A 24,871-nucleotide genomic window follows, 5' to 3' on the forward strand; every position below is an offset into this window, starting at 1 on the left:
TTCCTGCCCAAGCTGCCGTGAGAGCACACCGTCATCCCGAAACGCCCCCGCCGCCGAGCCGCTGCCCGTCCCACCAAGCGACCCAGAGCCCGGCGTACACACCACCCGCGGCAACGAGCTCGTCGTGCGTCCCGGCCTCGACGATCCGCCCGTGTTCCATGACGACTACCCGGTCGCACGCCGCGGCCTGGGCGAGCCGGTGGGCGATCACCAGGCCGGTTCGGCCGTCGAGAGCGGCCTGGGCGGCTCGGTCGAGCAGATCGGCGTGGGTGGAGCCGGCTTCGGCGGTCGCTTCGTCGAGGATCGCCAGCTCCGGGTCGGTGAGCAGCAGCCGGGCGAGGGCGAGCTGCTGCGCCTGGGCGTCGGTGAGCGGATACCCGCTGACGCCGACGACGGTGTCCAGCCCGTCGGGAGCCAGGTCGAGGAGCGCGGTGGCGCTGGTGGCGTCGAGCGCGTTGCGCAGGTCGCGGTCGGTGGCCGACGGGGCAGCGAGGGTGAGGTTGTCGCGCAGGGTCCCGGCGAACACGTGGACCTCCTGCGTGATGACCGCGGTGCGGTCCGGGCGGGTCACCGAACCGGTCGCCGGCGGACGGATGCCGGCGATCACCGCCGCGAGCGTGGTCTTGCCCGCCCCGGAGGCGCCGACCACGGCGACGTGCTGACCAGCGGCGATGTCGAGGGTTACGCCGTCGAGCACACGTGGGGCGCTGTCGTCGTACCGGAACGCGACCTCGCGGAGCCGTACGGCGATGCCCGCATCCGTCGCCGATCGCTGTCCGCCCGCCGTGTCGTGCACGTCGGACGGAACGGTGACGACGCCGACCATGCGGCTCAGCGAGGCCAGAGCGGACTGGAGGGTGTCGATGACGAACATCAGCTGGTTGACCGGACCGAGCAGGCGCAGGACGACCAGCAGCGCGGTGGTGGCGCCGCCGACGGTGGAGGCTCCGGCGTCGATGAGGACGAAGCCGACGACGAGCACTGCGGCCAGGCTCAGGCATTCACCGAGGTTCAGCCGGGCGTTGAACCTGCTCTGCACGGTGCGGGCCCGCAGCGCCTGCACCGCGACCTGCCAGGAGGCGGCCATCACGGCGTGGTGCCGCTGCTCCGCGAGCCCGAAGCCGAGCACGGTGGCGTAGCCACGCTGGGACTCGACGATCTGCTGGGCGCGCGTGCTCATCGCCGCGCGTTCGGCACGGTACACCGCGGGCCCGTTCCGCAGGTACCAGCGCAGGGCGAGGGCGTACACGGGCAGCACGACGACGAGCGCGGCGGCGTAAGGCCACTCCAGCGCCGCGAGCCCGGCGAGTGACACGACGATCGTGAACGCGGCGACCGTGACAGCCGGGATCACCGCGGGGGCGGCATCGGTCACGGCGGTGACGTCGTCGCTGGACCGGGAGACCAGATCCCCGGTGCCGGCGCGTTCGACGACGTGCTGCGGGAGCCGCAGGCCACGCTCCACGAGCCGTTCCCGCAGGTCGGCCAGGATGCGGTGGAAGACGCGGGTGGCCAGGACGATCGTCGCCGCCGCGCCGGCGGCGCCGAGGACCGCCGAGCCCATCATGACCGCCGTGAGCATCAGGACGGTGCCGAGATCGGCGGTGCCTGCCTGCACCCGGTCGACGAGCAACCCGATGGCCACGGGAACGACCAGGTCGACGGCGGCGCCGGCGATCCCCACCGCGACGACAACGGCGACGCGGAGCCGGAGCCCACGGCTGGTGCGCCACACCTCGCGCGCCGTCTCCGGTCCGGTGGCGACGCGCAACGCGCCGCCGGCGGTCATCTGGCCTCCGTCCGGCCGGTTACCGACGACTCGGCGAGCAGGTCCACGACGCGGTCGCAGCCGGCCAGCAGTGCCGGGGAGGAGGCGATCAGCAGCGTCGAGCGTCCTGCACGAACGGCACCGAGTCTCCCCACGATCGCCTGCTCGGTCACCGGGTCGACAGCGGTCGTCGGTTCGTGCAACACCAGCACCGGCGCATCGGTCACCAGGGCACGCGCGAGCGCGACCCGCTGGCGCTGGCCGCCGGAGAGGCGGTTGCCGTTCTCGCCGACAGGATCGTCGAGGTCTGCGGCGAAGTCGTCGCACGACGCGGCCTGCACCGCGGCAGCAACGCGATCGGGGGCGGGCCCGCCGCTCGCGGGAGTGAGGTTATCGCGGATGGTGCCGGTGAACAGCGTGACCCGGTGCGGCGCGACGGTGACCCGGGAGCGGTACTCGGCCGGGCTCAGCTCGTGCGCCGCGCGACCGTCGAGCCGTACCTCGATGTCCCGGTCGCCGACCGGGTTCAGCAGGGCCCCGGCGAGACGTGCGGCGGTCGGGTCGTCGGCGCGCACTCCGACGAGCTCACCGGGCTCGACCTGGACGCGCACCCCCCGACCGACCACTTCCAGCGTGGGGACCGCCGGCGCCGGGGATCGGCCCCCGTCGCCCGGCACGGGCCCGGCAGCGCCCCGCAGGACGTCGAGCAGGCGTGCGGAGGCGGCGCGGGAGCCCGCGAGGTTGGGGATGGAGAGCCTCGCGATCGACTCCACCTGCGGCAGCAGCGCCTGGGCGAGGCCGATGGCGGTGATCAGCCCGCCGACGCTCAACTGCCCGCTGACGGCGAACCAGCCCGCCAGCCCGGTCACCGCGAGGACGAACACGCCGGTGACGACGCCCGAGCCCAGTAGGAACCGCCCGAGCAGCCCGGCGTTGCGCTGCGCCCCGACCAGGGCCGCCCGGCTGGCCTGCCGGTAGCGCGTGGTGGCCTCGGTCTCGGCGCGCACGCCCTTGATCACCCGGTAGCCGGCGACCAGATCCGTCGCCCGCCCGACCGTGGAGGCGAGCAGGGCCTGGTACTCGCGGGTGTCCCGGGACAGCCGCTCGCTGAGCAGGCCCATCAGCCAGACCGACACCGGCGCCCCGACCAGCACCACGAGCCCGAGCACCCAGTGCGTCGCCAGCAGCGAGGCGGCGATGAACCCGATGGTGACGATCCTCGCGATCGGCATGATCGCGAGGAGCACCCCGTTGGACAGGCGTCCGACGTCGTTGGTCATGACCGACACGACCTCGCCGTCCGGTGCGCGGGTGGTTCCGCCGACCGGATGCAGTACCAGCGCGGAGAGGGTGGCCCGCAGCCGATGCTGCACCAGCTGCACCGAGGAGACGGTCAGCCGCAGCGAGCGCCCGGCCGCCGCCGTCAACGCGACGTACAGCGCGATCAGCACACCGAGCCACAGCGCCAGCTGGCCCGCGTCGCCGGTCGCGAGTGCCCGGTCGATCGCGACACCCGTCACGACCGGGACCGCCGACTCGCCCACCTGCCACACGATCGCCAGCAGCATCGCCGGGACGGTGCTCCGCCGCACCGATCCGATCACGTGCAGCACGAACCGACCGGGCGTCGTCCCCGGCCCGACGGCGAACGGCCGTACCGTGGGCGAACCGGCGTCGCCGGCGCCCGTCACGGCTGCCCCGAGGGCCGGTCCCTGCCCAACGGCACCACGTGCGGTGTACCGGTCACCGGGTCGGGTACGACGAGGCAGCGCAGCCCGAAGACCTCCTCGACGAGCTCGGCGGTCACGATCTCCGACGGCGTCCCCACCGCGACCACCGCGCCGTCCTTCATCGCGATCAGGTGCGTGCCGTAGCGGGCGGCCTGGTTCAGGTCGTGCAGCACGGCGACCAGGGTGTGGCCGACGTGGTTCAGGTCGACGAACAGCTCCATCAGCTCGATCTGATGGGCGATGTCGAGGAAGGTGGTCGGCTCGTCCAGCAGCAGGATGTCGGTGTGCTGCGCGAGCGCCATCGCCACCCACACCCGCTGCCGCTGCCCACCTGAGAGCTCGTCGACCGGGCGGCCGGACAGGTCGGTGACCGCGGTGCGGTGCATCGCCCCGAGCACGGCCTGCTCGTCGGCCTCGGTCCACTGCCGGAGGAACCCCTGATGCGGGTACCGACCCCGGGCGACCAGGTCGGCCACGGTGATCCCGTCGGGTGCGATCGAGGCCTGCGGCAGCAACCCGACCCGCCGCGCCACTTCCTTGGTCCTGAACGAGCTGATGTCGGCACCGTCGAGGACGACCTGCCCGGTCGACGGCCTCAACAGTCGCGACAGCCCTCGAAGCAGGGTGGATTTGCCGCACGCGTTCGGGCCGACGACGACCGTGAACGACTCGTCGGGGATCGCCACCGACAGCTCGTGGGAGATGACGCGCTTGTCGTAGCCGATCGTCGCCGACTCCACGCGGAGACGTGAGCTGCTCAGGGTGTTCCCAGTCGTCGTACTCACAGTCGTCTCCTGGCTTCGATGAACAGCAGCCAACCGAGGTAGCCACCACCGAGCACGACGGTGATGGTCCCCACCGGCAGCGGGGTGGGCGCGACGTGCTGGGCGATGTAGTCCGCCGACAGGCACAGCAGCGCGCCCACGACGGCGGCGGGCGCGAGGGTGATCCCCGCGGTGCGGGCGAGCCGGCGGGCGATCTGCGGTGCGACGAGGGAGATGAACACGATCGGCCCCGACGCGGCCGTGACCGTCGCCGTCAGCGCCACGCCCACCACGACCAGGCCGAGGCGGGCCGGCGAGACCCGTACCCCTTGGGACGCGGCCGCATCGTCACCCAGCTCCATCTGCCGCATCGGCCGGCTCGACATCCCCGCCAGCAGCAGGAGCACGAGAATGCATGCGCCGCCGACGGCCACCTGGTTCCAGGACACGCCGTTGAGCGACCCGGAGTTCCATGCCGCCGCGGCCAGCGCCTGTTTCAGGTCGGCCTTGAGGATCAGCCAGGTGTTCAGCGAGTCCAGCACGGCCGATACGCCGATCCCGATGATGATCAGCCGGAAGCCCTGCAGCCCCCGTCGATGGGCGAGCAGGTACACGGCGACGGCGGTGGCCATGCCGCCCAGCACCGCCCCACCGACCAGCTGCCAGTAGGTGCCGTTCACGACCAGGATCACGACCAACGCACCCGTGTAGGAGCCCTGGGTGAAGCCGATGAGGCCGGGGTCCGCGAGCGGGTTGCGCAGCATCGACTGGAAGATCGCCCCGCTCACCCCCAGCGCGGCACCGAACACCAGCGCCGCGGCCACGCGGGGAAGCCGCCACTCCACCACGATGTCGTGCACCAGCCCGGTCTGCCCGCCGGTCAGCGCGGACACCACCTGCCCGGGGCTGAGCAGGTACGAGCCGGTCATCAGCGCGAGCACCGCCGTGCCGGCGATCACGAGCGCGAGCACCAGGCAGACGACGACCGAACGCTGGTCGAGCCGCACCGCGACCCGCCACCGCCGCAAGGTCAGCACCCGCCGCCCGAAGGCCACCCGCTCCCCGGACGCCCTGCCCGTCGAGCGGGTGCGCGCCGACCGTGACGACACGCCTGTGCTCACAGTCCGCTCGCCTTCTTCCGGCGCGCCAGCACGATGAGGACGGGGGCACCGACGAAGGCGGTGACGACCCCGACCGGGATCTCACCGGGCCGGATCACGAGCCGGCCGAGGACGTCGGAGGCCAGCAGCAGGACGGCGCCCAGCACCGCGCTGTAGGCGAAGATCCAGCGCTGGTTCGGGCCGACGATCCAGCGGGCCACGTGCGGCACCATGAGCCCGACGAACCCGATCGGTCCGGCGATGGCCGTCGCACCTCCGGCGAGCAGGGTGAGCGCGATGATCGCGAGGACGCGGGTGCGCCCCAGGCGGACGCCCTGGGCGACCGCCATCTCGTCACCCAGTGCCATGGCGTTGAGCGAGCCCGACACCGCGACGGCCAGGACGAGCGCCACCCCGAACAACGGCAGGATCGGCCACACCACCTCCAGCGCGCGGCCCGCAGTCGAACCGGCGTTCCAGCTCCGCATCGCGTCGAACGCAGCCGGATCGGTCAGTTGGAGCGCCTCCCGGGCGCCCCCGAGCACCGCACCGACGCAGACCCCGGCGAGCACCATGACCACCGGCGAGGAGCCCTGCCGCGTCGACCCGATGGCGAGCACCATGAGCGTGACGATCAGCGCCCCCACGAACGCGAACCACATGTAGCCGTGGACGTCGCGCACGCCGAGCAGTCCCACGGCAACCGTCATCGCGAAGGACGCCCCGGCGTGGACGCCGAGGATGCCCGGATCGGCCAGGGGGTTGCGGGTGAGCGCCTGGATCAGCGCGCCCGACAGGCCGAGCGCGACGCCGACGACCAGACCCACGACCGTGCGCGGCAGCCGGTAGTCGCGGATCGCGAACTGGTCGATGCCGACCGACGATCCGACGAGCGCGTCCCACACCACGGACGGCGCGATCGCCGTCGAGCCGATCATGACGCTCAGCACCAGCAGGACCACCAGCACCACCAGCGCGACGACCAGCCCCAGCAGACGCATTCCGGGCAGGCGACGACGCGGTCCGGGCACCGCCGCGGTGCCCGGACCGTCCCGCTGCGGGGCGAGGGCCGTCACCCCGTGGCCGGCAGGGTCGCCAGGGCGCGGTCGAGCGATTCCAGGTACCGGATGACGGACCCGTAGGAGTTGTTGCCGGGGCAGAAGACCCCGAGCGCGTGACCGGAGCCCACCTCGGGCAGCGCCTTCCAGGTGTTGGTCTCGACCACCGGCGCGAAGGGTTCCGTCGGCCGGCCCGCGACGTCGACGGGGTAGGTGATCACGTCGTACTTCGACAGCTCACCGATCTGCTCGAACGGCAGGGCCGTCCAGGCCAGGGGATCGGCGCCGTCGGCGGCCTTGGGGAAGTTCATGCCGACCTCGTCCCTGGCGATCTCGGAGCACCCGATGTCGGCGATGGCGAACGTCCCGGGATCGGACGACGAGTAGCGGGTGACGTCGACGAACGAGGTACCGCCGACGATCCCGCGGTACTTCTCCTTGATCGCGGCGAGGCGCTGCTCGAACTCCGCCTTCTGCGCGCCCAGCGCACCGGTGACGTTGCCGGCGTCCGCGACTCCGTCGGCGAGGGCCTTCCACTCGGCATCGAGCCCGAAGAACACGGTCGGGGCGATCGCCGTCAACCGCGCCTTGATCGACTCGAACTCGGACTCGGGCACCTGGACCAGGATGAGGTCCGGGTCCAGCCCGGCGAGCTTCTCCATGTCGACCTCGTCGGCGCTGGGCGCGAGGATCGTGGCCGACTTGTACGTCGCCTGCTCGTCCGCAGGCAGCAGCGCGACGTCGGAGTCCGACTCCGCCGTGACGCCGACCGGTTTCCCGCCGAGGTCGATGAACGGCAGGGTCGTGTTGCCGATCGTGGCGACACGCTGGGGCGCGACCGGGACCTCGACCGCGCCGTTGCCGGCCTGCACGGTGCGGGTCTCGGCGACCGGATCGGCGGGCGCCTCGGTGCCGGCTCCGCCGCAGGCGGTGAGGACGAGCGCCGTGATCGACAGGGTGGCGGCCACAACGGCGCCGCGGCGTCCCAGAAGGGTCATGTCTTCACTTCTTCGTTTGGGGGGAAGGGTCAGTGCGTATCGGGGTGGGATTCAGCGCGCGTCAGTTCGTGGACCGTGGTGCCCCAGCCGACGGTGTGCGTCGCGCTCCGTTCGAGTCCTGCTCGGGCGATGACGGCGTCGAGCTCGGCGGCGGTGCGGAGCCCCGAGCCGTGCACGGTGAGGGCGAGCAGATCGGTTTCACCGTCGTGTTCGTCGAGGTCGTCGGTGTCGAAGAGGTCTTCGACCAGCAGGACCCGGCCGCCGGGGAGGAGGTTCTCCGCTGCTCGACGCAAGGCATGGGCGGCATCGGCGTCGGGCAGGTTCTTGAACGCGCGGATGACGAACACGGCGTCGGCGGCGGGGCTGGGCTCGAAGACGGACTGTTCGACCACGCCGACCCGGGCGCGCTGCTGCTCGTCGGGGATGGTGTCGGGCAGGTCGCGGCGCAGCCAGTCGGCTTGCGCGGGCAGCGCGCAGATCGTGATCCGCAGGTCGGGGTGGGCGGCGACGAACTCGCGGGCCTGGGCGCCCGCGCCGCCGGAGTGGAGCACCAGGTGCCGGACCCCGGAGAGGATGTCGGAGCCGGCGATCGGCTCGGCCAGCGTGGCCTGGAACTTCGCCAGTCGTTCCAGGTAGCGGTCCTCGTAGTCCTGTTCGGCCCGTACCTCGGCATAGGTCTGCCCGCAGACGGTGGCGTAGGCCGGCCGGCCGGTGCGGATCGACTCGGTGAGCCCGCGGATGCCGAGCATCTCGCGCCCCGCCACCCCGGCGGGGTGCAGGAAGTCGGCCATGAAGTCGACGGTCAGGACCTCACCCACCGACGTCAGGTCGTAGTGGCCCGGTTCGGTTTCGGTCAGGACGTCCAGGGCGTGCAGGTAGCGCAGCAACTTGCCCAGCGCGCGCTCGTCGACGCCCGCCTTGCCGGCCAGGTCCGCCGTGGCGGTCACGCCGCGGGAGATCAGCTCAGGGAGGTCCAGCTCGACGGCTGTGCGGATCGCGACCGGTGCGATCAGCTCGGTCAGGTCGTGGAGCTTCTCGAGCGGGGTCCTCGTCTTCGCGGGGTCGGGCACCGCCCCGTCGGTCTCCAGCGCGACGACCTCGCCGCGGCGCCAGTACCCGCTGAACTCGATGTCCTGCTTGGCCACTCCCCGGTCCTCGACCAGATGCCGCCGGATGTCGCGCACCGTCGCCTGTTCTCCGGCGACCCACGCGAACGGCTTGCCGTCCCACCAGGCGCAGTTCCTGACCGCGTCGACCAGGCGGCGGGCCGTGCCGGCCTCGGCTCCGTCGCGCACGAGCCAGCTCACCTCGACGCCGGGCAGTTCCCGCAGCTCCTGGCGGTGCGCGTCCTCGGCGACCTCGATGAACACCTGCGCCCTCGTACCCTCGGGCAGCTCGTCGAGCAGGCGGGCGATCGCGGGGATCGTCGAGTCGTCCCCGGCGACCAGCAGCCAGTCCGCATCCTGCGGGAGTGCCCGCGACGAGCTCGGGCCGAAGAAGTGGACCCGATCGCCGACCTGGGCGCGGTACGCCCAGGTGGTGCCGACGCCGATGCCGTGCTTGAGGAAGTCGACGTCCAGCTCGCCCGTCCCGGGCGCCCACCGACGGACGGTGTAGAGCCTCGTCAACGGCCGCGGATCTCTCGGCAGGTCCAGGCCCTTCTCCTGCTGCACCGGCAGCACCGGCTGGTCCTGGCCGGGGTAGCGGAACACCAACCGGATGTCGTCGTCGAAACCGGTCGAGTCGAACGCCGGCTGGGCGAAGCCGTTCGCCGAGGTGAACTCGCCCAGCTGCGCACCGGCCAGCGTGATCCGCCGCATCCCCGGCGTCAGGTCCCGCACCCCGACGACCTCGACCTCCCGCAACGTCAGGGGGCGCACGGTGATCCGGCGTGAGGTCTTCGGCATGCGGGGAACAGCCCTTCCGGACGCGACGATGGTGACGAGGCCGCCCTGCGCCATCGACAGGAGGACGGCGCTGATGGTAGGCAATCCTTACTCCGCGCGGTGTGCGTGGATCGCCACATAGTTAGGACACGTTGGGCGTGGATGTCCCGCCGCCGGGCGCGAGCCGACCGCCGTCGATCCCTTGGGTTCGGTCGAAAGGCTCATGGGATCAGCCCGAGCATCTCCTGCTCTGGGTCCGTACGGGCTCGGCATGCGTCCGGGTGGAGGACAGCCCGGAGTGTCGGCTCGCCGAGGGCGAGGGGGTCTGGATCCCGGCGAACCCCGGCAACCACTGGACGGTCATCACCGAGCCGGGCACGGTCGCCTTCCCGCTGTTGACACATCCGAGTCTTGCCGCCGAGACCGTGTCCGAGCCGAGACGGTTCGTGGTTCCCCATGGCTGGCAGGACTGGCTGATCCAGCACTTCAACCTCATGGTCACGCCGCTGACCGGCCACGGATACTCCCAGGACGCGCTCGTCGATCTTCTCCGCGACTCCGGACGGCGACCGCCGCCGCGAAGCGAAGACACCCGGCCGGACGCGGTCGATCCGCCGGCGATGCCGAGAGCCGGCGGGGCCCGGGCAGTGGCCGACGAGCTGCTGCGGAATCCCGCGCTCGACCTCACCGTCGACGAGTGGGCGACCCGGGTGCTGTCCAGCCCGCGGACCCTGCTCCGCGACTTCCGCGCCGACACCGGGCTGACCTTCGAGCAGTGGCGGCTGCGCTGCAGGTTGAGTGCGGCCGTCGAGTTCCTGGCCGCCGGGTTCGGCGTCGACCAGGTGGCCGCGCGGGTGGGCTTCGCCAGCCGCAGCGGATTCACCCGCGCGTTCAGGCAGCAGTTCGGGTCGACTCCGTACGAGTTCAGCCGGACGCTCTCCGCGCACCCTGCCGTCGGCGACCACTCCCGGCGCACGGCTGCCGTGCGTCAGGCCGATGACCTCGTGACGATGATGCGGGGAGGCAGGGTCGCGCCGGATGCACCCGGGTTGCTTCCCGCGACCCGCACGATCTCGCACGCCAACGACTCCCATGTGCTCTGCTGGGCGTACCGCGGCAGCGGATACCTGGGCGTCGGCGATCGTCGTTACGAGTGGGGCCGGGGCGTCGCGACCTGGATCCCGGCGGGCGTGAAGCACGTCACCGGTGTGCATCAGGACTCGATCACGCTGCCGATCGGCGACGCCGATGCCGGCGACCTGCGGCTGATCGAGCCGTTGCAGGTCCAGTTCTCCCCCGACTGGGACGACTACCTGCTGTTCTGCTCCATCATCGCGCGCACACCGATGCGGCCGGACGGCTACGACCCCAACCATGTCCTCGACCTGTTCGCCGACCAGGTCGCCGCGCAGCGAGCGCTCTCGCTACCGATGCCGACCGACTCCCGGGCACGGGGAGCCGCCATGGACTACCTGCGCCGCATCGGCACTTCCGGGGGCTCAGGGCACGACGTGCCCGCCGCCATCCACCGGACCTTCCGCGAACAAACCGGCATGAGCTTCTCCCGGTGGTGCTACGCCGCCCGCATGCGCATCGCCCGCGACATGCTCGCCGGCGGCCCGGGAGGAGCCAAACCCAGCGCCGTCGCCCGCCGCCTCGGCTATGCCCACCTCCCGACCTTCAGCTCCGCCTTCACCCGCTTCCACGGCCTCTCACCGCGCGACTACCAGGAGCGTGAAACCGGGAGGCCCTGACCGGCGGACCCTCGCGTCGTCGGCGCGATGATGGAACTTCAGCCGTCCTGCCCTGATGGTTGAGCAGGCAGGCCACCACGCGCCGGTCCACGTCACCCGCCGTGGGCGTCCGCCGTCATCCCCTACTCGTCCCACGCCGCCTCGACGGCGGCGAGCTGCGCTGCGGACAGCGGCGGATCGAAGCCCTCGGGGTTCATCAACATGATCGGCTGCGGCCACATCGCCTCAAGGCCATGGACGCCGCACTCGAGGGCGATCTCATGGCGGTCGTTGTCCGAGCAGAACTCTCCGCCGCGGCTCCACGGCTGATCGTGAGTCAGGCAGCGGTAGCCAACCCAGGAACGGTCACAGACGGTCTCGCTCTCCTCTGCCATCGGGTCGTAGAACCCTGGCTGCCAAAGTACCTGTGTCACCTTGCCCTGCGGATCATCACGGTAGGGAGGAACGACCCTGTACGCATGCCACCGCAACGTGGTGGGAAATGCATCGGTCACGGTGGAAACTCTCCTGGGTCGTCGTCAGAACGACAACACGTTCATCGACGCTTGCGCCAGGCTACATACCCGACCAGCTCGCCAACTGGACATCTCCTCGCGCTCCCTCCTCGTCGCCATGATCCAGCAAACGTCAAGCCGTCGCATTGCAAAGGCGCGACATCAGCGGGACCTCCTGCCAGGAGCTGACCAGGCCGACACCTCGTCTGTCTACTGTGCTCTCAACGTCAGTGGGCGGCGCGGGTTCGCAGCCAAGATGGCTGCCAAGTCGTCCCAAGTAGACGTCGACGTTGAATCGACTGCCCCGACTGGAAGCCTCTCACGCTCTGGCGTCCTTGCAGCGGACAGCGCGACACGGGCGGGTACGACAACACCGTGGGTCCCCATGGCTAACGGTGCTCGCGCCATCGCAGTCGCCTCCCGGATCAACCCAAAGCGTTGGCATTCCGTTGGGTTAGATCTTGAAAGCGTATGACGTCGAGCTGACACAACGCTCTGACCTGCGGTGATACGATGGATTGTGGGGCGGGTGGGGTTCGAACCCACGACCTGACGGATTATGAGTCCGCTGCTCTGACCAGCTGAGCTACCGCCCCCGCGGCCCCGAGGTTACCGGGCGGGGCGACGCGGTCGCCCCGGGCCCGGACGTAGGAGATCGCCGAACCCGAAGGCTCGGCGATCGGTCCCACGGGAGGGAGGTCAGCTGGTCATGGCGCTGACGCGCTTGCGGGCGTCCTTGGCTGCGCCTTCGGCCTGGTGGGCGACCTCCGCGCCGATGACGGAGGCGCGTTCGGCGACGTCGCGACCCAGGCGGGTGGCCTGGTCGATGATGTCGGGGGCCTTCTTCTCCAGTTCGGCGCGCTTCTTGGTGGCGGCCTTCTGCAGCGCCGCGCCCCGCTTCTCGGCGGCCTTCTGCAGGGCGGCTCCGCGCTTCTCGGCCGTCTTCTGGAGCACCGCGCTGCGCTTCTCCGCCGTCTTCTGCAGCTTGGCGGCACGCTTCTCGGCGCGCTTCTTCGCCTTGGCCGCGCGCTTCGCCCAGTCGGTGGAGAGGTCGGAGGCCCGCGTGGACAGCTCGGAGGCCTTGGACGAGACCGCCGCGCCTGCGCCGGGGGCGAAGCCGGCGAGGCCCGCGGCCAGCCCGGCCACGGTGGACGCCGGCGAGCTCGCGCTGTGGCCCGCGCCGCTGATCTTCCCGCCGAGCTCGTGGACGGTGCCCGAGACGGAGCCGGAGACGTCGTGCGCCATCCCTGCGATCGACGCCGCCTGCGACGTTGCCGCGGTGCTCGCGAGGCGGGCCGCGCGTCGGCCGCGCCAGCCCAGCGAGGGTTTGCCAGCGGTGTCCGCGGCCGCGATGAGCAGCCCGCCGAGCAGGCCGACGTTCTTGAAGAAGTGGATCTGCTGCTGGCTGCGCTTCTCGGGGTCGGTCTCCTCCCAGAACCGGTGGCCGGCGAGCGTCGTCGGGATGAGCGACGCGGCCAGCGCCGTGGAGGCGAGGCGGGGGAACTTGCCCAGCGCGAGCATCGTCCCCGCGGCGATCTTCACACCCGCGTCGATCTTGATCAGCATCTCGTCGTCGGGGCGCTGCTCGAGTGGGACGGGCGCTGCCTCGACGGCCTTGTCGACCGCGGGCCCGACGGCATCGATGACCGGTTTGGCCGCCTCGGCGTGGCCCTGCGGCGACCTCAACGCGTTGATGCCGCCCGTGATGAAGATCGCTGCGAGCATCGGCCTGGCAACTCGTCGAAGGAGCATGCCAGACGATTCCCCGAATCCGACTTCACCAAACGCTTGATCGATCAATCCGGGGTGACATCATGCGACGGTGACGACGAGCAGGCTTGCGATCGGACTCGACATCGGCGGCACGAAGATCGCGGGCGCGGTCGTCGACGAGCACGGCAAGGTGCTGGCCGAGGTCGTCGAGCCGACCCCGGAGGAGTCCGACGCCGAGGCCGTCGCCGCGGTGCTCCTGCGCCTGATCGAGCAGCTGCGCGCCGAGCACGACGTCATCACGATCGGGGTCGGCGCGGCCGGCATCGTCGAGTGGCCCGTCGGCAAGATGCTCTGGGCGCCGAACAACCTCTACCGCGACTGGCCGGTGCGCGAGCAGCTGGAGAAGGCGACCGGGCTGCCGGTGCGGGTCGACAACGACGCCAACGTCGCCGCGCTCGCCGAGGCCCGCCTCGGTGAGCCGTTCCCGAACATGGTGCTGGTGACGGTGGGCACCGGGATCGGTGGCGGCCTGGTGCTCGACGGCCGCATCTACCGCGGCCCGACCGGCCTCGGCGCCGAGCTCGGCCACATCATCCTCAACCCCGACGGCCCGCGCTGCGGCTGCGGCAACCACGGCTGCTTCGAGGCGTACGCATCCGGCACGGCGCTGACCCGCATGGGCCGCGACGCCGCGGCCGACGACCCGGAGGGCCTGATCGCGCGGCTGGGGGCGGAGCAGGGCGAGGTCACCGGCCACACCGTGGTCGACGCCGTCCAGCAGGGTGACGAGGTCGCGAAGGCGCTCTTCGCCCGGCTCGGACGCTGGCTCGGCGTCGGGATCGCCTCGCTCGCCAACATCTTCGAGGTCGACGCGGTGGTGGTCGGGGGCGGGCTCGTCGAGACCGGTGAGCTGCTGCTCGCGCCCGCCCGGGCCGCGGCGCGCGAGTTCGCCTACGCCCCGACGGCACGTGGCATCACGCCGATCCACGCCGCGACGTTCGGCGGCGATGCCGGCAAGATCGGTGCGGCGCTGCTGGCGCTCGAGCACGTCTGACCGACCTGAGGGCGCGCACCGGCGTCCCTCAGTAGGGTGAGAGCTGTGCCACTCGTACTCGGCCCCATCCTGCGTCACGTCGGCGAAACGACCGCACAGGTGTGGGTGCAGACGGACCGACCGTGCACGGTCGAGGTGCTCGGTTCGAGCGCCCGCACGTTCGAGGTCGCCGGCTTCCACTACGCGCTCGTGGGCGTCGAGGGCCTCGAACCCGGCACGACCACGCCGTACACCGTCGAGCTGGACGGCGAGCAGGTTTGGCCGCTCGCGACGAACCTCTACCCGCAAAGCCTGATCCGCACCCGCGGCGCCGAGACCGCCCACAGCAACCGGTTCATCTTCGGGTCGTGCCGCTACGGCAAGGTCGCCGACCCGAAGCTCACGGCGAAGCTCGGCATCGACGCGCTCGACGCTTACGCCGCCCGGATGGCGCTGCGACCGCCCGAGGAGTGGCCCGACGCGCTCCTGCTGCTCGGCGACCAGGTCTACGCCGACGAGCTCACCCCGCAGCTGCGCCGGCGCATCGCGGGGCACGCCGATCGCGACCCCGACTGGCCCGACGACGAGATCGTCGGCTACGACGAGTACGTCGGGCTCTACCGCACGTCGTGGTCGGATCCGGAGATCCGCTGGCTGCTCTCCACCGTGCCGACCGCGATGATCTTCGACGACCACGACATCCGCGACGACTGGAACACCTCGGCCGTCTGGCGCGACAAGATGCGCGCGACGTCGTGGTGGCACGACCGCATCCGGGCCGGGCTCGCCTCGTACTGGGTCTACCAGCACATCGGCAACCTGTCGCCGGCCGACCTCGCCGCCGACGCCGACTACCGCAAGATCGTCGAGCACGACGGCGACACGTGGCCGCTGCTCGTGGAGCTCGCCGACCGCGCCGACGCCGAGACCGACGGCTCGAAGGGCGTGCGCTTCAGCTACCGGTGGGATCTCGGCGCCACCCGGTTGATCATGATCGACTCGCGGAACGGTCGGATACTCGACGACGGCGAGCACCTCATGCTCGGCGAGTCGGAGTTCACGTGGATCGAGGAGCAGGCCGCGGCCGCGGGCCAGGTGGACCACCTCGTTCTGGGCACGTCGCTGCCGTGGCTCATGCCGCACGCGATCGGCGACCTGCAGACCGTCAACGAGATCGCCGCCGCCCGCCCCGGGATCCGCGGCCGGGTGGGCGAGTGGATCCGGCAAGCCGCCGACCTGGAGCACTGGTCGGCGTTCCGGGCGTCGTTCGACCGGCTCACCGAGATGATCGGCCGCGCTGCCGACGGCGGGCCGGCGAGCGTCAGCGTGCTCTCGGGCGACGTCCACCACAGCTACGCAGCGAGGGCGGACCTGCCCGGCGATCCAAGCGCTCGCGTCCACCAGCTCACCTGCTCGCCGGTGCACAACAAACTCGACTGGTACATAAAGCCGGGCTTCAGCGCCGCGTGGTCGCGCCCCGCCCGCGCCCTCGCCTCGATGTGGGCCACGAGCAACGGCGCGCCGCCGAAGCCGGTGTCGTGGGAACGGCTCGCCGGCCCGCTCTTCGGCAACACCATCGCCACGCTCGACATCGACGGCCGCACCGCGCGCGTGTACTTCGAACAGCCGCAGTCGGCGTCGTCACTGGCCGAATGCGCCCGACTGGAGCTGACAGCATGAGCACGCCCTTCGCGATCGCCGGCCAGACCGTCGTCCTGCGACCCACGACGGCCGCGCACGTGCCGACGTTCCTGGAGATCCTCGACCACCCGGACATCGCCAAGTGGTGGGGCGGCTACGACCTGGAGCGGGTGCGGCGCGAGCTGCTGGGCCCGCTCGGCTACGCGATCGAGCTCGCGGGCGAGGTCGTCGGGCTGATCATCTATCGCGAGGAGCGCGACCCCGACCACCGCCACGCGGCCATGGACCTCGCGCTGCACCCCGACCAGCACAGCCAGGGCCTTGGCTGCGACGCGATGCGGGCGATGGCCAGGTTCCTGTTCGAGCGCGGCCACCACAGGGTGGTCATCGACCCCGCCGTCGACAACGAGCGGGCCATCCGCAGCTGCCGCCGGGCCGGCTTCCAGCCGGTGGGCGTCATGCGCAGCTACGAGCGCTCCGCCGACGGCGTCTGGCACGACGCACTGCTGATGGACCTGCTCAGCGACGACGTCGTCTGAGGACGATCAGAACGGACTGCGGTCCAGCCAGGACGTCCAGATGGTCGAGTCGCCGAAGACGGTGAGCCGGTCGTCGTCCGCGTCGATGCGGCGCATCGCGGCGAGCAGGAGATCGCTCGCGCGGCCGCGGACGGCGGCGTCGCCCTTGGCGTGGCCGGGCTCCCACTCGATGCCGTCCGCGGTGCCGCGCACCGACCACTCCCCCGCTGCACCGAGGCCGTCGTCGGTGGCGTGCAGGTGCAGCGTGACGCCGGGGTCGAGCGGCGAGCCGCCGGTGCGCGCGGCGACCAGGTCGAGCCACTCCGCGAGCCCGTCGGCGCCGAGCTCCGGCGCGAGGTCGTAGGGCACGCCGATCGCGATGGCGGCGTCGGCCCGGTGCACGGTGGCCTCGTGCAGCCTGCGGCGGATCCACCATGCGGCCGGGCGCGGCCCGACGAACGTCCAGACGGGGACGTCGGGGCCGACCTCCTCGACCGCGTCGAGGATGTGCCGGGCGCCCGCGGAGAGCCAGGCGAGCAGGCCGTCGACGTCCTCCGGCGGCTTCCCGTCGGCCACGGTGCGGGTGTCGACGGCGACCTGCGAGCGGGTGCGAATGATCGTCGCCGCCCACCGGTGCTCGCGCCCGACGTGGGTCAGCAGCTTGCGCACCGACCATCCCGGCGTAGTCGGCACCGGCGCCGCCAGGTCGGCGTGCCGGGCCAGCTCGCCCAGCAGGTCGGTCTGCTCGACCAGCGCGCCCGCGTAGTCCACGGAGCAAACCCTAAGCCCGGGCGGGGACGGCCGCAGCCGGCACCCGCCCGGGCCGGATCGTCAGCAGCCGCAATAGCAGACGTAGTTCGGGGTCTGCCCAGGGCGGTCGCAGCACAACATGTCGCGTAGGCCACCGGGACCACAAGGACGCTTCGGGTTGCATCTGCAGATCTCCCCCACTGCCTTGGCCTGGGCCTTGGGGACGATGATCTCGAGCATCCGGTCGCTGATCACGCGCACGGCTTTCACAGACACCTCCAGGGGTAATGGCCCACAAGAGTGCCCATGGTGCGCCGGGTGCCGCGCCGGTGGTCGCGGATTCGGATAAGTCAGAAAGCGCTCGCGCCGCCCGTGGAACCATGCACGAGCAGCAACGATGAGCAAGATCCGTACCACGGACGGTGACAATCTTCGGCGCGTCGCCCTCCCGGATGCATGGCTTCCGGACGGATCGGGTAGGAAACGCGCATGGCGCGTGACCCTCGGGAGTGGTCGATCCCAGCACCGGTGCGGGCGCTCATGTGGTGGCCGGCAGCGTCGTTCGTGCTGGTCATCGTCGCGCCGGAGGCCGCTGTCGGCTCGATCATGCTGGCCGGGGCGGCGCTCGCGCTCTTCGGTGGGCTGCTCTCGACGCTCGCCCGACGCATCCGCCGCACCGCCACGGTCATCCCCCACGAGCTGCCCGCTACCGAAACGAGTGTCGGCGACGTTCAGCCGGTCGACGTGCCCAGCCCCGGCAAGGTCGCCTGACCAGCGCCTCCCTTTTCGGACGTCGGCACCATCACGTCCCGGAAGCTTGTACGTCCGATACTAGGATGTCAAACTAAATTCGTCAGTGAGCGCTGACCCGCGCTTTCGGCGAGAGGACATCCCATGGCTGACCTGCACGTACCGGAGAACCCCATCCGGTTCGTCACCGCAGCGAGCCTGTTCGACGGGCACGACGCCGCGATCAACATCATGCGACGGATCCTGCAGCGCCAGGGCGCCGAGGTGGTGCACCTCGGGCACAACCGCTCGGTCGACGAGGTGGTGGCCGCGGCCATCCAGGAGGACGTGCAAGGCGTCGCCATCAGCTCCTACCAGGGCGGCCACGTCGAGTACTTCACCTACCTCGTCGAGCTGCTGCGCGAGCGCGGCGCCGGCCACGTCAAGGTCTACGGCGGTGGTGGCGGCGTGATCGTGCCGTCGGAGATCGAGCTGCTGCACTCCCGCGGCGTAGCGCGGATCTTCTCCCCCGACGACGGCCAGCGGCTCGGCCTGCCCGGGATGATCAACCTGATGATCCGCGAATGCGACGTCGACCTCGCCGGCCAGCCGCCCGCGGCGTTCGACGGCCTCTTCGCGGGCGAGCACGCCACGCTGGCCCGCGCGCTGACGCTCGCCGAGGCCGGCCGCCTGCCCGACGAGGTGCGCGAGCGGATCGCGGCCGCCGAGCGGCCCGTTCCCGTCCTGGGGATCACCGGCACCGGCGGCTCCGGCAAGTCGTCGCTCACCGACGAGCTGGTGCGCCGATTCCGGCTCGACCAGGAGGACAAGCTCCGCATCGCCGTGCTGGCCGTCGACCCGACGCGGCGCAAGGGCGGTGGCGCGCTGCTCGGTGACCGGATCCGGATGAACGCCCTGACCGGCGACCAGGTCTTCTTCCGCTCGATGGCCACCCGCGGCAACGACGGGAACCTGCCCGAGCAGCTCGGGGACGCGATCGCCGTGCTCAAGGCCGCCGCGTTCGACCTGGTGATCGTCGAGACGCCGGGCATCGGGCAGGGCGACGCCGGCATCGTCCCGTTCGTCGACCGCTCGCTCTACGTGATGACGCCGGAGTTCGGCGCCGCGTCCCAGCTCGAGAAGATCGACATGCTGGACTTCGCGGACGTCGTCGCGATCAACAAGTTCGAGCGCCGCGGCGCGGAGGACGCCCGCCGCGATGTCGGGCGGCAGCTCGTCCGCAACCGCGACGCGTTCGGCAGCTCGTGGGAGGACATGCCGGTCTACGGCACCAGCGCCGCGACCTTCAACGACGACGGTGTGACCGCGCTCTACCAGCACCTGACCGGCCTGCTCGACGAGAACGGCCTGCATCTCGACGAGGGCCGGCTGCCCCGCACCGACCGCAAGACGTCGTCGGAGCACGCCGCGGTGATCCCGCCGAACCGCACGCGGTACCTCTCCGACATCGCCGAGACGGTGCGGGGCTACCACGAGGCCACCGAGACGGCCGTCGCGGCCGCGCGCACCCGCCAGCACCTGCGCACCGCGCGTGAGCTGGTCGGCGAGGCCGTCGACGAGGAGCTGCGGAAGGCCGAGAAGGCGCTGCCCGCGGAAGCGGCCGAGCTGGTGGACAGCTGGCCGCGGGTCGTCGAGGACTACTCGGGCGACGAGCTGGTCGTGCGGATCCGCGACAAGGAGCTGCGCACGCAGCTGACCCGCGAGACGCTCTCCGGCAGCAAGGTCCGCAGGGTGGCGCTGCCGCGCTACACCGAGGACGCCGAGCTGCTGCGCTTCCTGCGCAGGGAGAACCTGCCCGGCCGGTTCCCGTTCACGGCCGGCGTCTTCCCGTTCAAGCGGGAGGGTGAGGACCCGGCGCGCATGTTCGCCGGCGAGGGCGACGCGTTCCGCACCAACCGGCGCTTCCAGTACCTGTCGAAGGACTCCGACGCCAAGCGCCTCTCCACGGCGTTCGACTCGGTCACCCTCTACGGACGCGACCCGGACACCCGTCCCGACGTCTACGGCAAGGTCGGCACGTCCGGGGTCTCGATCGCGACGCTCGAAGACATGAAGGTGCTCTACGGCGGGTTCGACCTGACCTCGCCGACGACGTCGGTCTCGATGACGATCAACGGACCGGCACCGACGATCCTCGCGTTCTACCTGAACACCGCGATCGACCAGCAGCTCGAACGGTTCCGCGACGAGGAGGGCCGCGAGCCCGATGCCGCCGAGCGCGAGGAGCTCGCGGCGTTCGCGCTGGCGAACGTCCGCGGCACGGTGCAGGCCGACATCCTCAAGGAGGACCAGGGCCAGAACACCTGCATCTTCTCCACCGAGTTCAGCCTGCGGATGATGGCCGACATCCAGGAGTGGTTCATCCGGCACAAGGTGCGGAACTTCTACTCCGTCTCGATCTCCGGTTACCACATTGCGGAGGCCGGGGCGAACCCGATCTCGCAGCTCGCGTTCACGCTGGCCAACGGCTTCACGTACGTGGAAAGCTACCTCGCGCGCGGCATGGACATCGACGACTTCGCGCCCAACCTCTCGTTCTTCTTCTCGAACGGGATGGACGCCGAGTACTCCGTGATCGGCAGGGTCGCGCGGCGGATCTGGGCGGTCGCGATGCGCGAGCGATACGGCGCCAACGAGCGCTCGCAGAAGCTCAAGTACCACGTGCAGACGTCCGGGCGCTCGCTGCACGCGCAGGAGATGAACTTCAACGACATCCGCACGACGCTGCAGGCGCTCTGCGCGCTCTACGACAACGCGAACTCGCTGCACACGAACGCGTACGACGAGGCCGTCACCACGCCGACGGAGGAGTCGGTGCGCCGCGCGATGGCGATCCAGCTGATCATCAACCGCGAGTGGGGCCTGTCGATGAACGAGAACCCGCTGCAGGGCTCGTTCGTCATCGACGAGCTGACCGACCTCGTCGAGCAGGCCGTGCTCGCCGAGTTCGACCGCATCGCCGAGCGCGGCGGCGTGCTGGGCGCGATGGAGACCGGCTACCAGCGCGGCCGGATCCAGGACGAGTCGATGCTCTACGAGCACCGCAAGCACGACGGCTCGCTGCCGATCATCGGCGTGAACACGTTCACCAAGCCGGAGTCGGACGAGACGCCCAAGGAGATCGAGCTCGCGCGTGCGACGGAGCAGGAGAAGCAGAGCCAGCTCGACCGGCTCGCCGACTTCCACACCCGGCACAAGTCGGAGGCCGAGGCCGCGATCCGCAGGCTGCAGGACGTCGCGACCGGCGAGGGCAACGTCTTCGACGAGCTGATGAGCGCGGCGCGGGTCTGTTCGCTCGGCCAGCTCACCGACGCGTTCTTCGAGGTCGGCGGGCAGTACCGGCGCAACATGTAGCGCAACTTCCCCACCGTTTTGCCAACTTGCACGCCTTCCAGGGTGTGCAGGTTGGCAAAACGGTGGGGAACTTTCGTCAGCGCGACTGCCAGCGGGTGATCTGCGTGATGACGGCTACGGCGAGCGCGGCGGAGATGACCGTCAGGACGCCTTGGACTGTCGCCAGCACCGCCGACGTGTAGTAGCCGTCGGTGGCGACGCTCCTGACCATCCCGGCGATCGGCCACAGCAACCACGTCCCGACCGAGACGAACCACCACAGGCCGACCAGCCCGCCGCCGCGCTGCTCGGCGGACGGCGCGCTCGCGCGCCAGACGTCCAGCACGACGATCACCGGCAGCACCAGGTTCGCGAACGGCACGAACCACGAACCGGCCGCCCAGCCCTTCGCCAGCCGCATCGGGGCCGCCGGTGAGATGCGCTCGGCGTTCTCGCGCGCCCTGCTGAGCCAGACGATGAACACGATCGCCGCCACGAAGCAGACCAGCACGGTGATGCCCTGGTTGATCATGCTCTGCTTGATCGCGCCGACGCCCGTCGCATACCCGGCGATCAGGCCGCCCGATCCCGATTGCACCCGGACGAGGGTGGCGTAGGCGGTCCAGCCCGCGATGTGGTTCGTGATCGCCCACGCGATGGCACCGATGCCGATCAGGACCGACGAGGCGACGGCGAGCCCGCCGAGCGGGTGGAGCGCGGCCGGCGGCGCGCCGCCGTACGGGTTCATGGCCGGCGGGGGTGAGGCGTGCGGGTGCATGCGCCGATCATCCGGCCCATCGCCGGTTCGGTGAAGGCAACTGAACAGGCAAAACGCGATCAGCAGCGGCCGGCGAGGATCCCGGCGAGCAGCCACTGCAGCCCGCTCGCGAAGTTGTGCTGCAGCTCGTCGAGCGGGACCGGGTTGCCCTCGGGCGGGCCGGCGGCGAACGCGGCGAAGCCGATCGTGTAGACGATCAGCACGCGGCGCGCCTCCACGGCGTCCGACCCGGTGATCCCCACCCGCTCGAGCGCGGCCGCCATGATGTCGCCGAGGCGGCGCGCGTGCGGCCCGCGCGATCCCTGGCGGGCCAGGAACGCCGGCATGAGGTCGGGATGGCGCAGAAGTGCGGTCAACGTCTCCGCCATGATCTCGCGCAGGACGGCCTCGACGTCGTCGGTGGCCGGCTCGCGGATCGTGCGCAACGTGGCGTCGAGTACCTCGTCGACCAGCTCGGTCTTGTTCGCGACATGGCTGTAGAGCGCGTTGGGCGCGACGGCGAGGCGCTCCGCGACCGCACGCATCGTCAGGGCGCCGAACCCGCCGTCGGCGAGCACGTCGTTCGCGGTGGCGATGACCTGCTCCTTCGTCAACCCTGCCCGCTGTCCTGGATAGCGCTGTCCTGGATGTCGCCGTGCGTTCATGGTTGGCAATTGTACGTCGTCCAGCTAAACTGGACGTCGTACAGCTCAACGTCTTTGGAGGGGTCATGGAGACGAAGCCCGAACCCGTCACCGGAGTTGCAGCAGGCGTGCCGTTCGTGGCCCTGCCGCCGGAACACCCCACGAGCAGCTCACCCGTCGTTCTGACCTGGCACCTCATGGATCCGCCGCGCACCGAGCGCGCGTTCGCCGCCGCGCTCCCCCTCACCGGCCTCGACGCCTGGCGGATCCACCTGGGACTGCCGCTCTGCGGCTCCCGCAGCCCCGAGGGCGGCCTCGACGAGGTCATGCGGCTCGGCTACGAGGACGCCGTGCTCAACCTGCACAAGCCGGTGACCGACCAGGCCGTCGCCGAGCTCGGACCGGCGCTCGCGGAGCTGCGCGAACGGTTCGGGCTGGGCGACGGCCCGATCGGGATCGTCGGGGCGTCGCACGGCAGCGCGGTCGCCCAGCTCGTGCTCGCCGAGGGCACGCTCCCGATCGCCGCAGCCGTGCTCATCAGCCCGGTCGTGCAGCTCGGGTCGGTGGTGACGGCGATGGCGACCCGTTACGGGTTCGAGTACCCCTGGTCGGACGCCGCGCGCGCGGTGGCCAACAAGATCGACTTCGTGGCGCGGGCCGATGAGATCGCCCGCCACGGCGCCGGGGTACTGCTTCTCGTCGGTGAGGACGACGACCGGGCCGGCTTCTGGGAGCCCGCGCAGCGGCTCAGCGCGGCACTCGGTGACCGCGCCGAGGCCCGGCTCGTCCCGGGCATGGCGCACGCGCTGGCGGAGGAGCCGGGCATCGAGCCCGCGCCGCAGATCCCGGCCGCGGCCGAGGTCGATCGGCAGGCCGTCGAGTGGCTGCGCTGGCACCTCACGCCTGGGCAGTGACCCCGCTCCCCGCGCGGGAGCGGGCATCGTGCGCAGCCGCAGCGCCAGCACGAGCGCTGCGGCGAGCAACGCGCTCACGTAGCCGAGCACGCCGAGCCAGCCGGCGCCGTCGTAGGCGAGCCCGCCCGCGGCGCCGCCGACGCTGTTGCCCGCGTAGTACGCGAACAGGTACAGCGCCGACGCGATGCCGGGCGCACCGCCGGGCAGCAGCATCGATCGCCGCCCGACCCAGCTCGACGCGACCGAGTGGCCGCCGAAGAAGCCGACCGTCACCAGCAGCACCCCGCCCAGCACGGCCGGCAGGGCATCGGGGAGCGTCACCCATGCGCCCGCGAGCGCGACGACGATCGTCCCCCAGAGCACCGGCCTGCGGCCGAAGCGGTCGCCGAGGCGTCCGGCAGCGGTCGACGCCCACCCGCCGGCGAGGTAGCCGAGGAACACGAGCCCGATCAGGCCGGGCGAGAGCAGGAACGGTGGGGCGATGAGCCGGAAGCCGAGGTAGTTGTAGACCGTCACGAACGCGCTCATCAGCAGGAACGAGATCGCGAAGAGGCAGCGCAGGCCCGGGTCGCGCAGGTGGTCGCGCACCTGCGTGGCCAGCCCGCGCAGCGGCGTCCGCGGCGGGTCCGGCGCGAGCGGCGGCGGCAGGAGCAGCCGGAACGCCACCGTGCACAGCAGCGACATCGCGCCGATGACGGCGAGCGCCATGCGCCAGCCGCCCAGCTCGGCGACCCCGCCTGCGACGAGCCGGCCCGAGAGGCCGCCGATGGTGTTGCCGGCGATCAGCAGCCCGAGCGCGCCACCGAGCCAGCGCGGCGCGACCTCGCGGGTCACGTGTGTCATCGCCAGCGCGGGCAGGGCCGCGAGCGCGATCCCCTGCAGCCCTCTGATCGCGACGAGCGTCCAGAACGTCGGGGCCAGCGGTGCCAGCACCCCGAGCACGGCGGAGGTCGCCATGGCGGCGGTCATCACCCTGGCGCGGCCCCACGACTCGGCAACCACGGAGAGCGGGACGATCGCGATCGCGAGCATGCCCGTCGTCGCCGAGAGCGCGAGGCTGGAGGTGGATGCGGAGACGTCGAACTCGGCCGCGAGCGTGGGCAGCAGCCCTTGCACGCAGTAGACCAGCACGAACGTTGCGAGCCCCGCGCACCACATGGCGGCGCCGAGCCGCCGGTAGCCGGGGCTGCCGCGCTCGTGCCCGGTGGCGACCGCACTGATCGTTGTCATCGCTACCGACCGTAGGTCGCGCCGACGTCATGCGTC

The 24,871-nt window shown here is 71.3% G+C and carries 19 protein-coding genes and 1 tRNA gene; 6 read left to right on the forward strand and 14 right to left on the reverse strand.

Translation table 11 applies throughout. The features are described 5' to 3' along the window. Positions 1-31: 31 nt before the first annotated feature. The 7 genes from LL648_RS12960 to LL648_RS12990 all read right to left on the reverse strand — a co-directional run bounded on the left by LL648_RS12960 (position 32) and on the right by LL648_RS12990 (position 9,409). The gene (locus tag LL648_RS12960; protein WP_232662777.1) at positions 32-1,789 is read right to left on the reverse strand and encodes an ABC transporter ATP-binding protein; all 1,758 of its coding nucleotides are present in this window, start codon (positions 1,787-1,789) and stop codon (positions 32-34) included. Next, positions 1,786-3,459, reverse strand: a complete 1,674-nt coding sequence (locus LL648_RS12965; protein WP_232662778.1) for an ABC transporter ATP-binding protein — start codon at positions 3,457-3,459, stop codon at positions 1,786-1,788. Before LL648_RS12965 ends, LL648_RS12960 begins: the two co-directional genes overlap by 4 nt. After that, positions 3,456-4,283: an ABC transporter ATP-binding protein gene (locus LL648_RS12970; RefSeq protein WP_232662779.1), complete on the reverse strand. Its 828-nt coding sequence runs from the start codon at positions 4,281-4,283 to the stop codon at positions 3,456-3,458. The genes LL648_RS12965 and LL648_RS12970 overlap by 4 nt, the downstream gene beginning before the upstream one ends. Continuing rightward, positions 4,280-5,383 carry a FecCD family ABC transporter permease gene (locus LL648_RS12975; protein ID WP_232662780.1) on the reverse strand — a complete coding sequence of 368 codons (1,104 nt, stop codon included), beginning with the start codon at positions 5,381-5,383 and terminating at the stop codon, positions 4,280-4,282. The genes LL648_RS12970 and LL648_RS12975 overlap by 4 nt, the downstream gene beginning before the upstream one ends. Continuing rightward, the gene (locus LL648_RS12980) at positions 5,380-6,363 is read right to left on the reverse strand and encodes a FecCD family ABC transporter permease (protein WP_232662781.1); all 984 of its coding nucleotides are present in this window, start codon (positions 6,361-6,363) and stop codon (positions 5,380-5,382) included. Before LL648_RS12980 ends, LL648_RS12975 begins: the two co-directional genes overlap by 4 nt. Before the next feature lie 71 nt (positions 6,364-6,434). Beyond that, entirely contained in the window at positions 6,435-7,418 is a 984-nt protein-coding gene (locus LL648_RS12985) for an ABC transporter substrate-binding protein (protein WP_232662782.1), read from the reverse strand. A 29-nt stretch (positions 7,419-7,447) separates the two neighbouring features. After that, positions 7,448-9,409: a siderophore-interacting protein gene (locus LL648_RS12990; protein ID WP_232662783.1), complete on the reverse strand. Its 1,962-nt coding sequence runs from the start codon at positions 9,407-9,409 to the stop codon at positions 7,448-7,450. A gap of 176 nt (positions 9,410-9,585) precedes the next feature. Here LL648_RS12990 and LL648_RS12995 point away from each other — a divergent pair, with 176 nt between their 5' ends. Continuing rightward, entirely contained in the window at positions 9,586-11,058 is a 1,473-nt protein-coding gene (locus tag LL648_RS12995; protein ID WP_232662784.1) for an AraC family transcriptional regulator, read from the forward strand. Between the two features lie 122 nt (positions 11,059-11,180). On the opposite strand, the gene LL648_RS13000 is transcribed toward LL648_RS12995, so the two are convergent. The 3 genes from LL648_RS13000 to LL648_RS13010 form a co-directional block, all read right to left on the reverse strand. Then, on the reverse strand, positions 11,181-11,552 hold the full coding sequence (locus tag LL648_RS13000) for a hypothetical protein (protein WP_232662785.1): 372 nt from the start codon (positions 11,550-11,552) through the stop codon (positions 11,181-11,183). A 521-nt stretch (positions 11,553-12,073) separates the two neighbouring features. After that, positions 12,074-12,148 (reverse strand) — tRNA-Ile (locus LL648_RS13005). A gap of 103 nt (positions 12,149-12,251) precedes the next feature. Next, positions 12,252-13,277, reverse strand: coding sequence for a DoxX family protein (locus LL648_RS13010; protein WP_232662786.1), 1,026 nt, complete (start codon positions 13,275-13,277; stop codon positions 12,252-12,254). Between the two features lie 97 nt (positions 13,278-13,374). Between LL648_RS13010 and LL648_RS13015 the strand changes: the two genes are divergently transcribed. Genes LL648_RS13015 through LL648_RS13025 form a run of 3 tightly spaced genes read left to right on the forward strand, consistent with a single transcriptional unit; the run spans position 13,375 to position 16,478 of the window. Next, positions 13,375-14,319, forward strand: coding sequence for an ROK family protein (locus LL648_RS13015; protein WP_232662787.1), 945 nt, complete (start codon positions 13,375-13,377; stop codon positions 14,317-14,319). Positions 14,320-14,364: 45 nt separating this feature from the next. Continuing rightward, positions 14,365-15,978, forward strand: coding sequence for an alkaline phosphatase D family protein (locus LL648_RS13020; RefSeq protein WP_232662788.1), 1,614 nt, complete (start codon positions 14,365-14,367; stop codon positions 15,976-15,978). Then, positions 15,975-16,478, forward strand: a complete 504-nt coding sequence (locus LL648_RS13025; protein WP_232662789.1) for a GNAT family N-acetyltransferase — start codon at positions 15,975-15,977, stop codon at positions 16,476-16,478. Before LL648_RS13020 ends, LL648_RS13025 begins: the two co-directional genes overlap by 4 nt. Before the next feature lie 6 nt (positions 16,479-16,484). Here the strand turns inward: LL648_RS13025 and LL648_RS13030 are convergent, their stop codons facing one another. Continuing rightward, positions 16,485-17,228: a maleylpyruvate isomerase family mycothiol-dependent enzyme gene (locus tag LL648_RS13030; RefSeq protein WP_232662790.1), complete on the reverse strand. Its 744-nt coding sequence runs from the start codon at positions 17,226-17,228 to the stop codon at positions 16,485-16,487. Between the two features lie 468 nt (positions 17,229-17,696). On the opposite strand from LL648_RS13030, the gene LL648_RS13035 reads away from it, so the two are divergent. Continuing rightward, the gene (locus LL648_RS13035; RefSeq protein ID WP_232662791.1) at positions 17,697-17,978 is read left to right on the forward strand and encodes a hypothetical protein; all 282 of its coding nucleotides are present in this window, start codon (positions 17,697-17,699) and stop codon (positions 17,976-17,978) included. A gap of 123 nt (positions 17,979-18,101) precedes the next feature. Further along, a complete protein-coding gene (gene icmF, locus LL648_RS13040; RefSeq protein WP_232662792.1) occupies positions 18,102-21,311 on the forward strand; it encodes a fused isobutyryl-CoA mutase/GTPase IcmF in 3,210 nt (1,069 codons plus the stop codon). Positions 21,312-21,387: 76 nt separating this feature from the next. Here the strand turns inward: icmF and LL648_RS13045 are convergent, their stop codons facing one another. From LL648_RS13045 to LL648_RS13055, 3 genes are all read right to left on the reverse strand, one after another. Then, positions 21,388-22,068, reverse strand: coding sequence for a DUF4328 domain-containing protein (locus LL648_RS13045; RefSeq protein WP_232662793.1), 681 nt, complete (start codon positions 22,066-22,068; stop codon positions 21,388-21,390). 59 nt (positions 22,069-22,127) lie between these two features. Then, entirely contained in the window at positions 22,128-22,712 is a 585-nt protein-coding gene (locus tag LL648_RS13050; protein WP_232662794.1) for a TetR/AcrR family transcriptional regulator, read from the reverse strand. A gap of 149 nt (positions 22,713-22,861) precedes the next feature. After that, positions 22,862-24,835: an MFS transporter gene (locus tag LL648_RS13055; RefSeq protein WP_232662795.1), complete on the reverse strand. Its 1,974-nt coding sequence runs from the start codon at positions 24,833-24,835 to the stop codon at positions 22,862-22,864. Between the last annotated feature and the right edge of the window lie 36 nt (positions 24,836-24,871).

The sequence above is a fragment of the Pseudonocardia sp. TRM90224 genome, assembly GCF_021245725.1.
Classification (GTDB): Bacteria; Actinomycetota; Actinomycetes; order Mycobacteriales; family Pseudonocardiaceae; genus Pseudonocardia.

Bases quoted from the DNA above. Each gene is read 5' to 3' on its own strand.
- LL648_RS12960 (WP_232662777.1), bottom strand. From the start codon at position 1,789: ATGACCGCCGGCGGCGCGTTGCGCGTCGCCACCGGACCGGAGACGGCG.
- LL648_RS12980 (WP_232662781.1), bottom strand. From the start codon at position 6,363: ATGCGTCTGCTGGGGCTGGTCGTCGCGCTGGTGGTGCTGGTGGTCCTG.
- LL648_RS12985 (WP_232662782.1), bottom strand. From the start codon at position 7,418: ATGACCCTTCTGGGACGCCGCGGCGCCGTTGTGGCCGCCACCCTGTCG.
- LL648_RS13010 (WP_232662786.1), bottom strand. From the start codon at position 13,277: ATGCTCGCAGCGATCTTCATCACGGGCGGCATCAACGCGTTGAGGTCG.
- LL648_RS13025 (WP_232662789.1), top strand. From the start codon at position 15,975: ATGAGCACGCCCTTCGCGATCGCCGGCCAGACCGTCGTCCTGCGACCC.
- LL648_RS13035 (WP_232662791.1), top strand. From the start codon at position 17,697: ATGGCGCGTGACCCTCGGGAGTGGTCGATCCCAGCACCGGTGCGGGCG.
- icmF (WP_232662792.1), top strand. From the start codon at position 18,102: ATGGCTGACCTGCACGTACCGGAGAACCCCATCCGGTTCGTCACCGCA.
- LL648_RS13045 (WP_232662793.1), bottom strand. From the start codon at position 22,068: ATGCACCCGCACGCCTCACCCCCGCCGGCCATGAACCCGTACGGCGGC.
- LL648_RS13050 (WP_232662794.1), bottom strand. From the start codon at position 22,712: ATGAACGCACGGCGACATCCAGGACAGCGCTATCCAGGACAGCGGGCA.
- LL648_RS13055 (WP_232662795.1), bottom strand. From the start codon at position 24,835: ATGACAACGATCAGTGCGGTCGCCACCGGGCACGAGCGCGGCAGCCCC.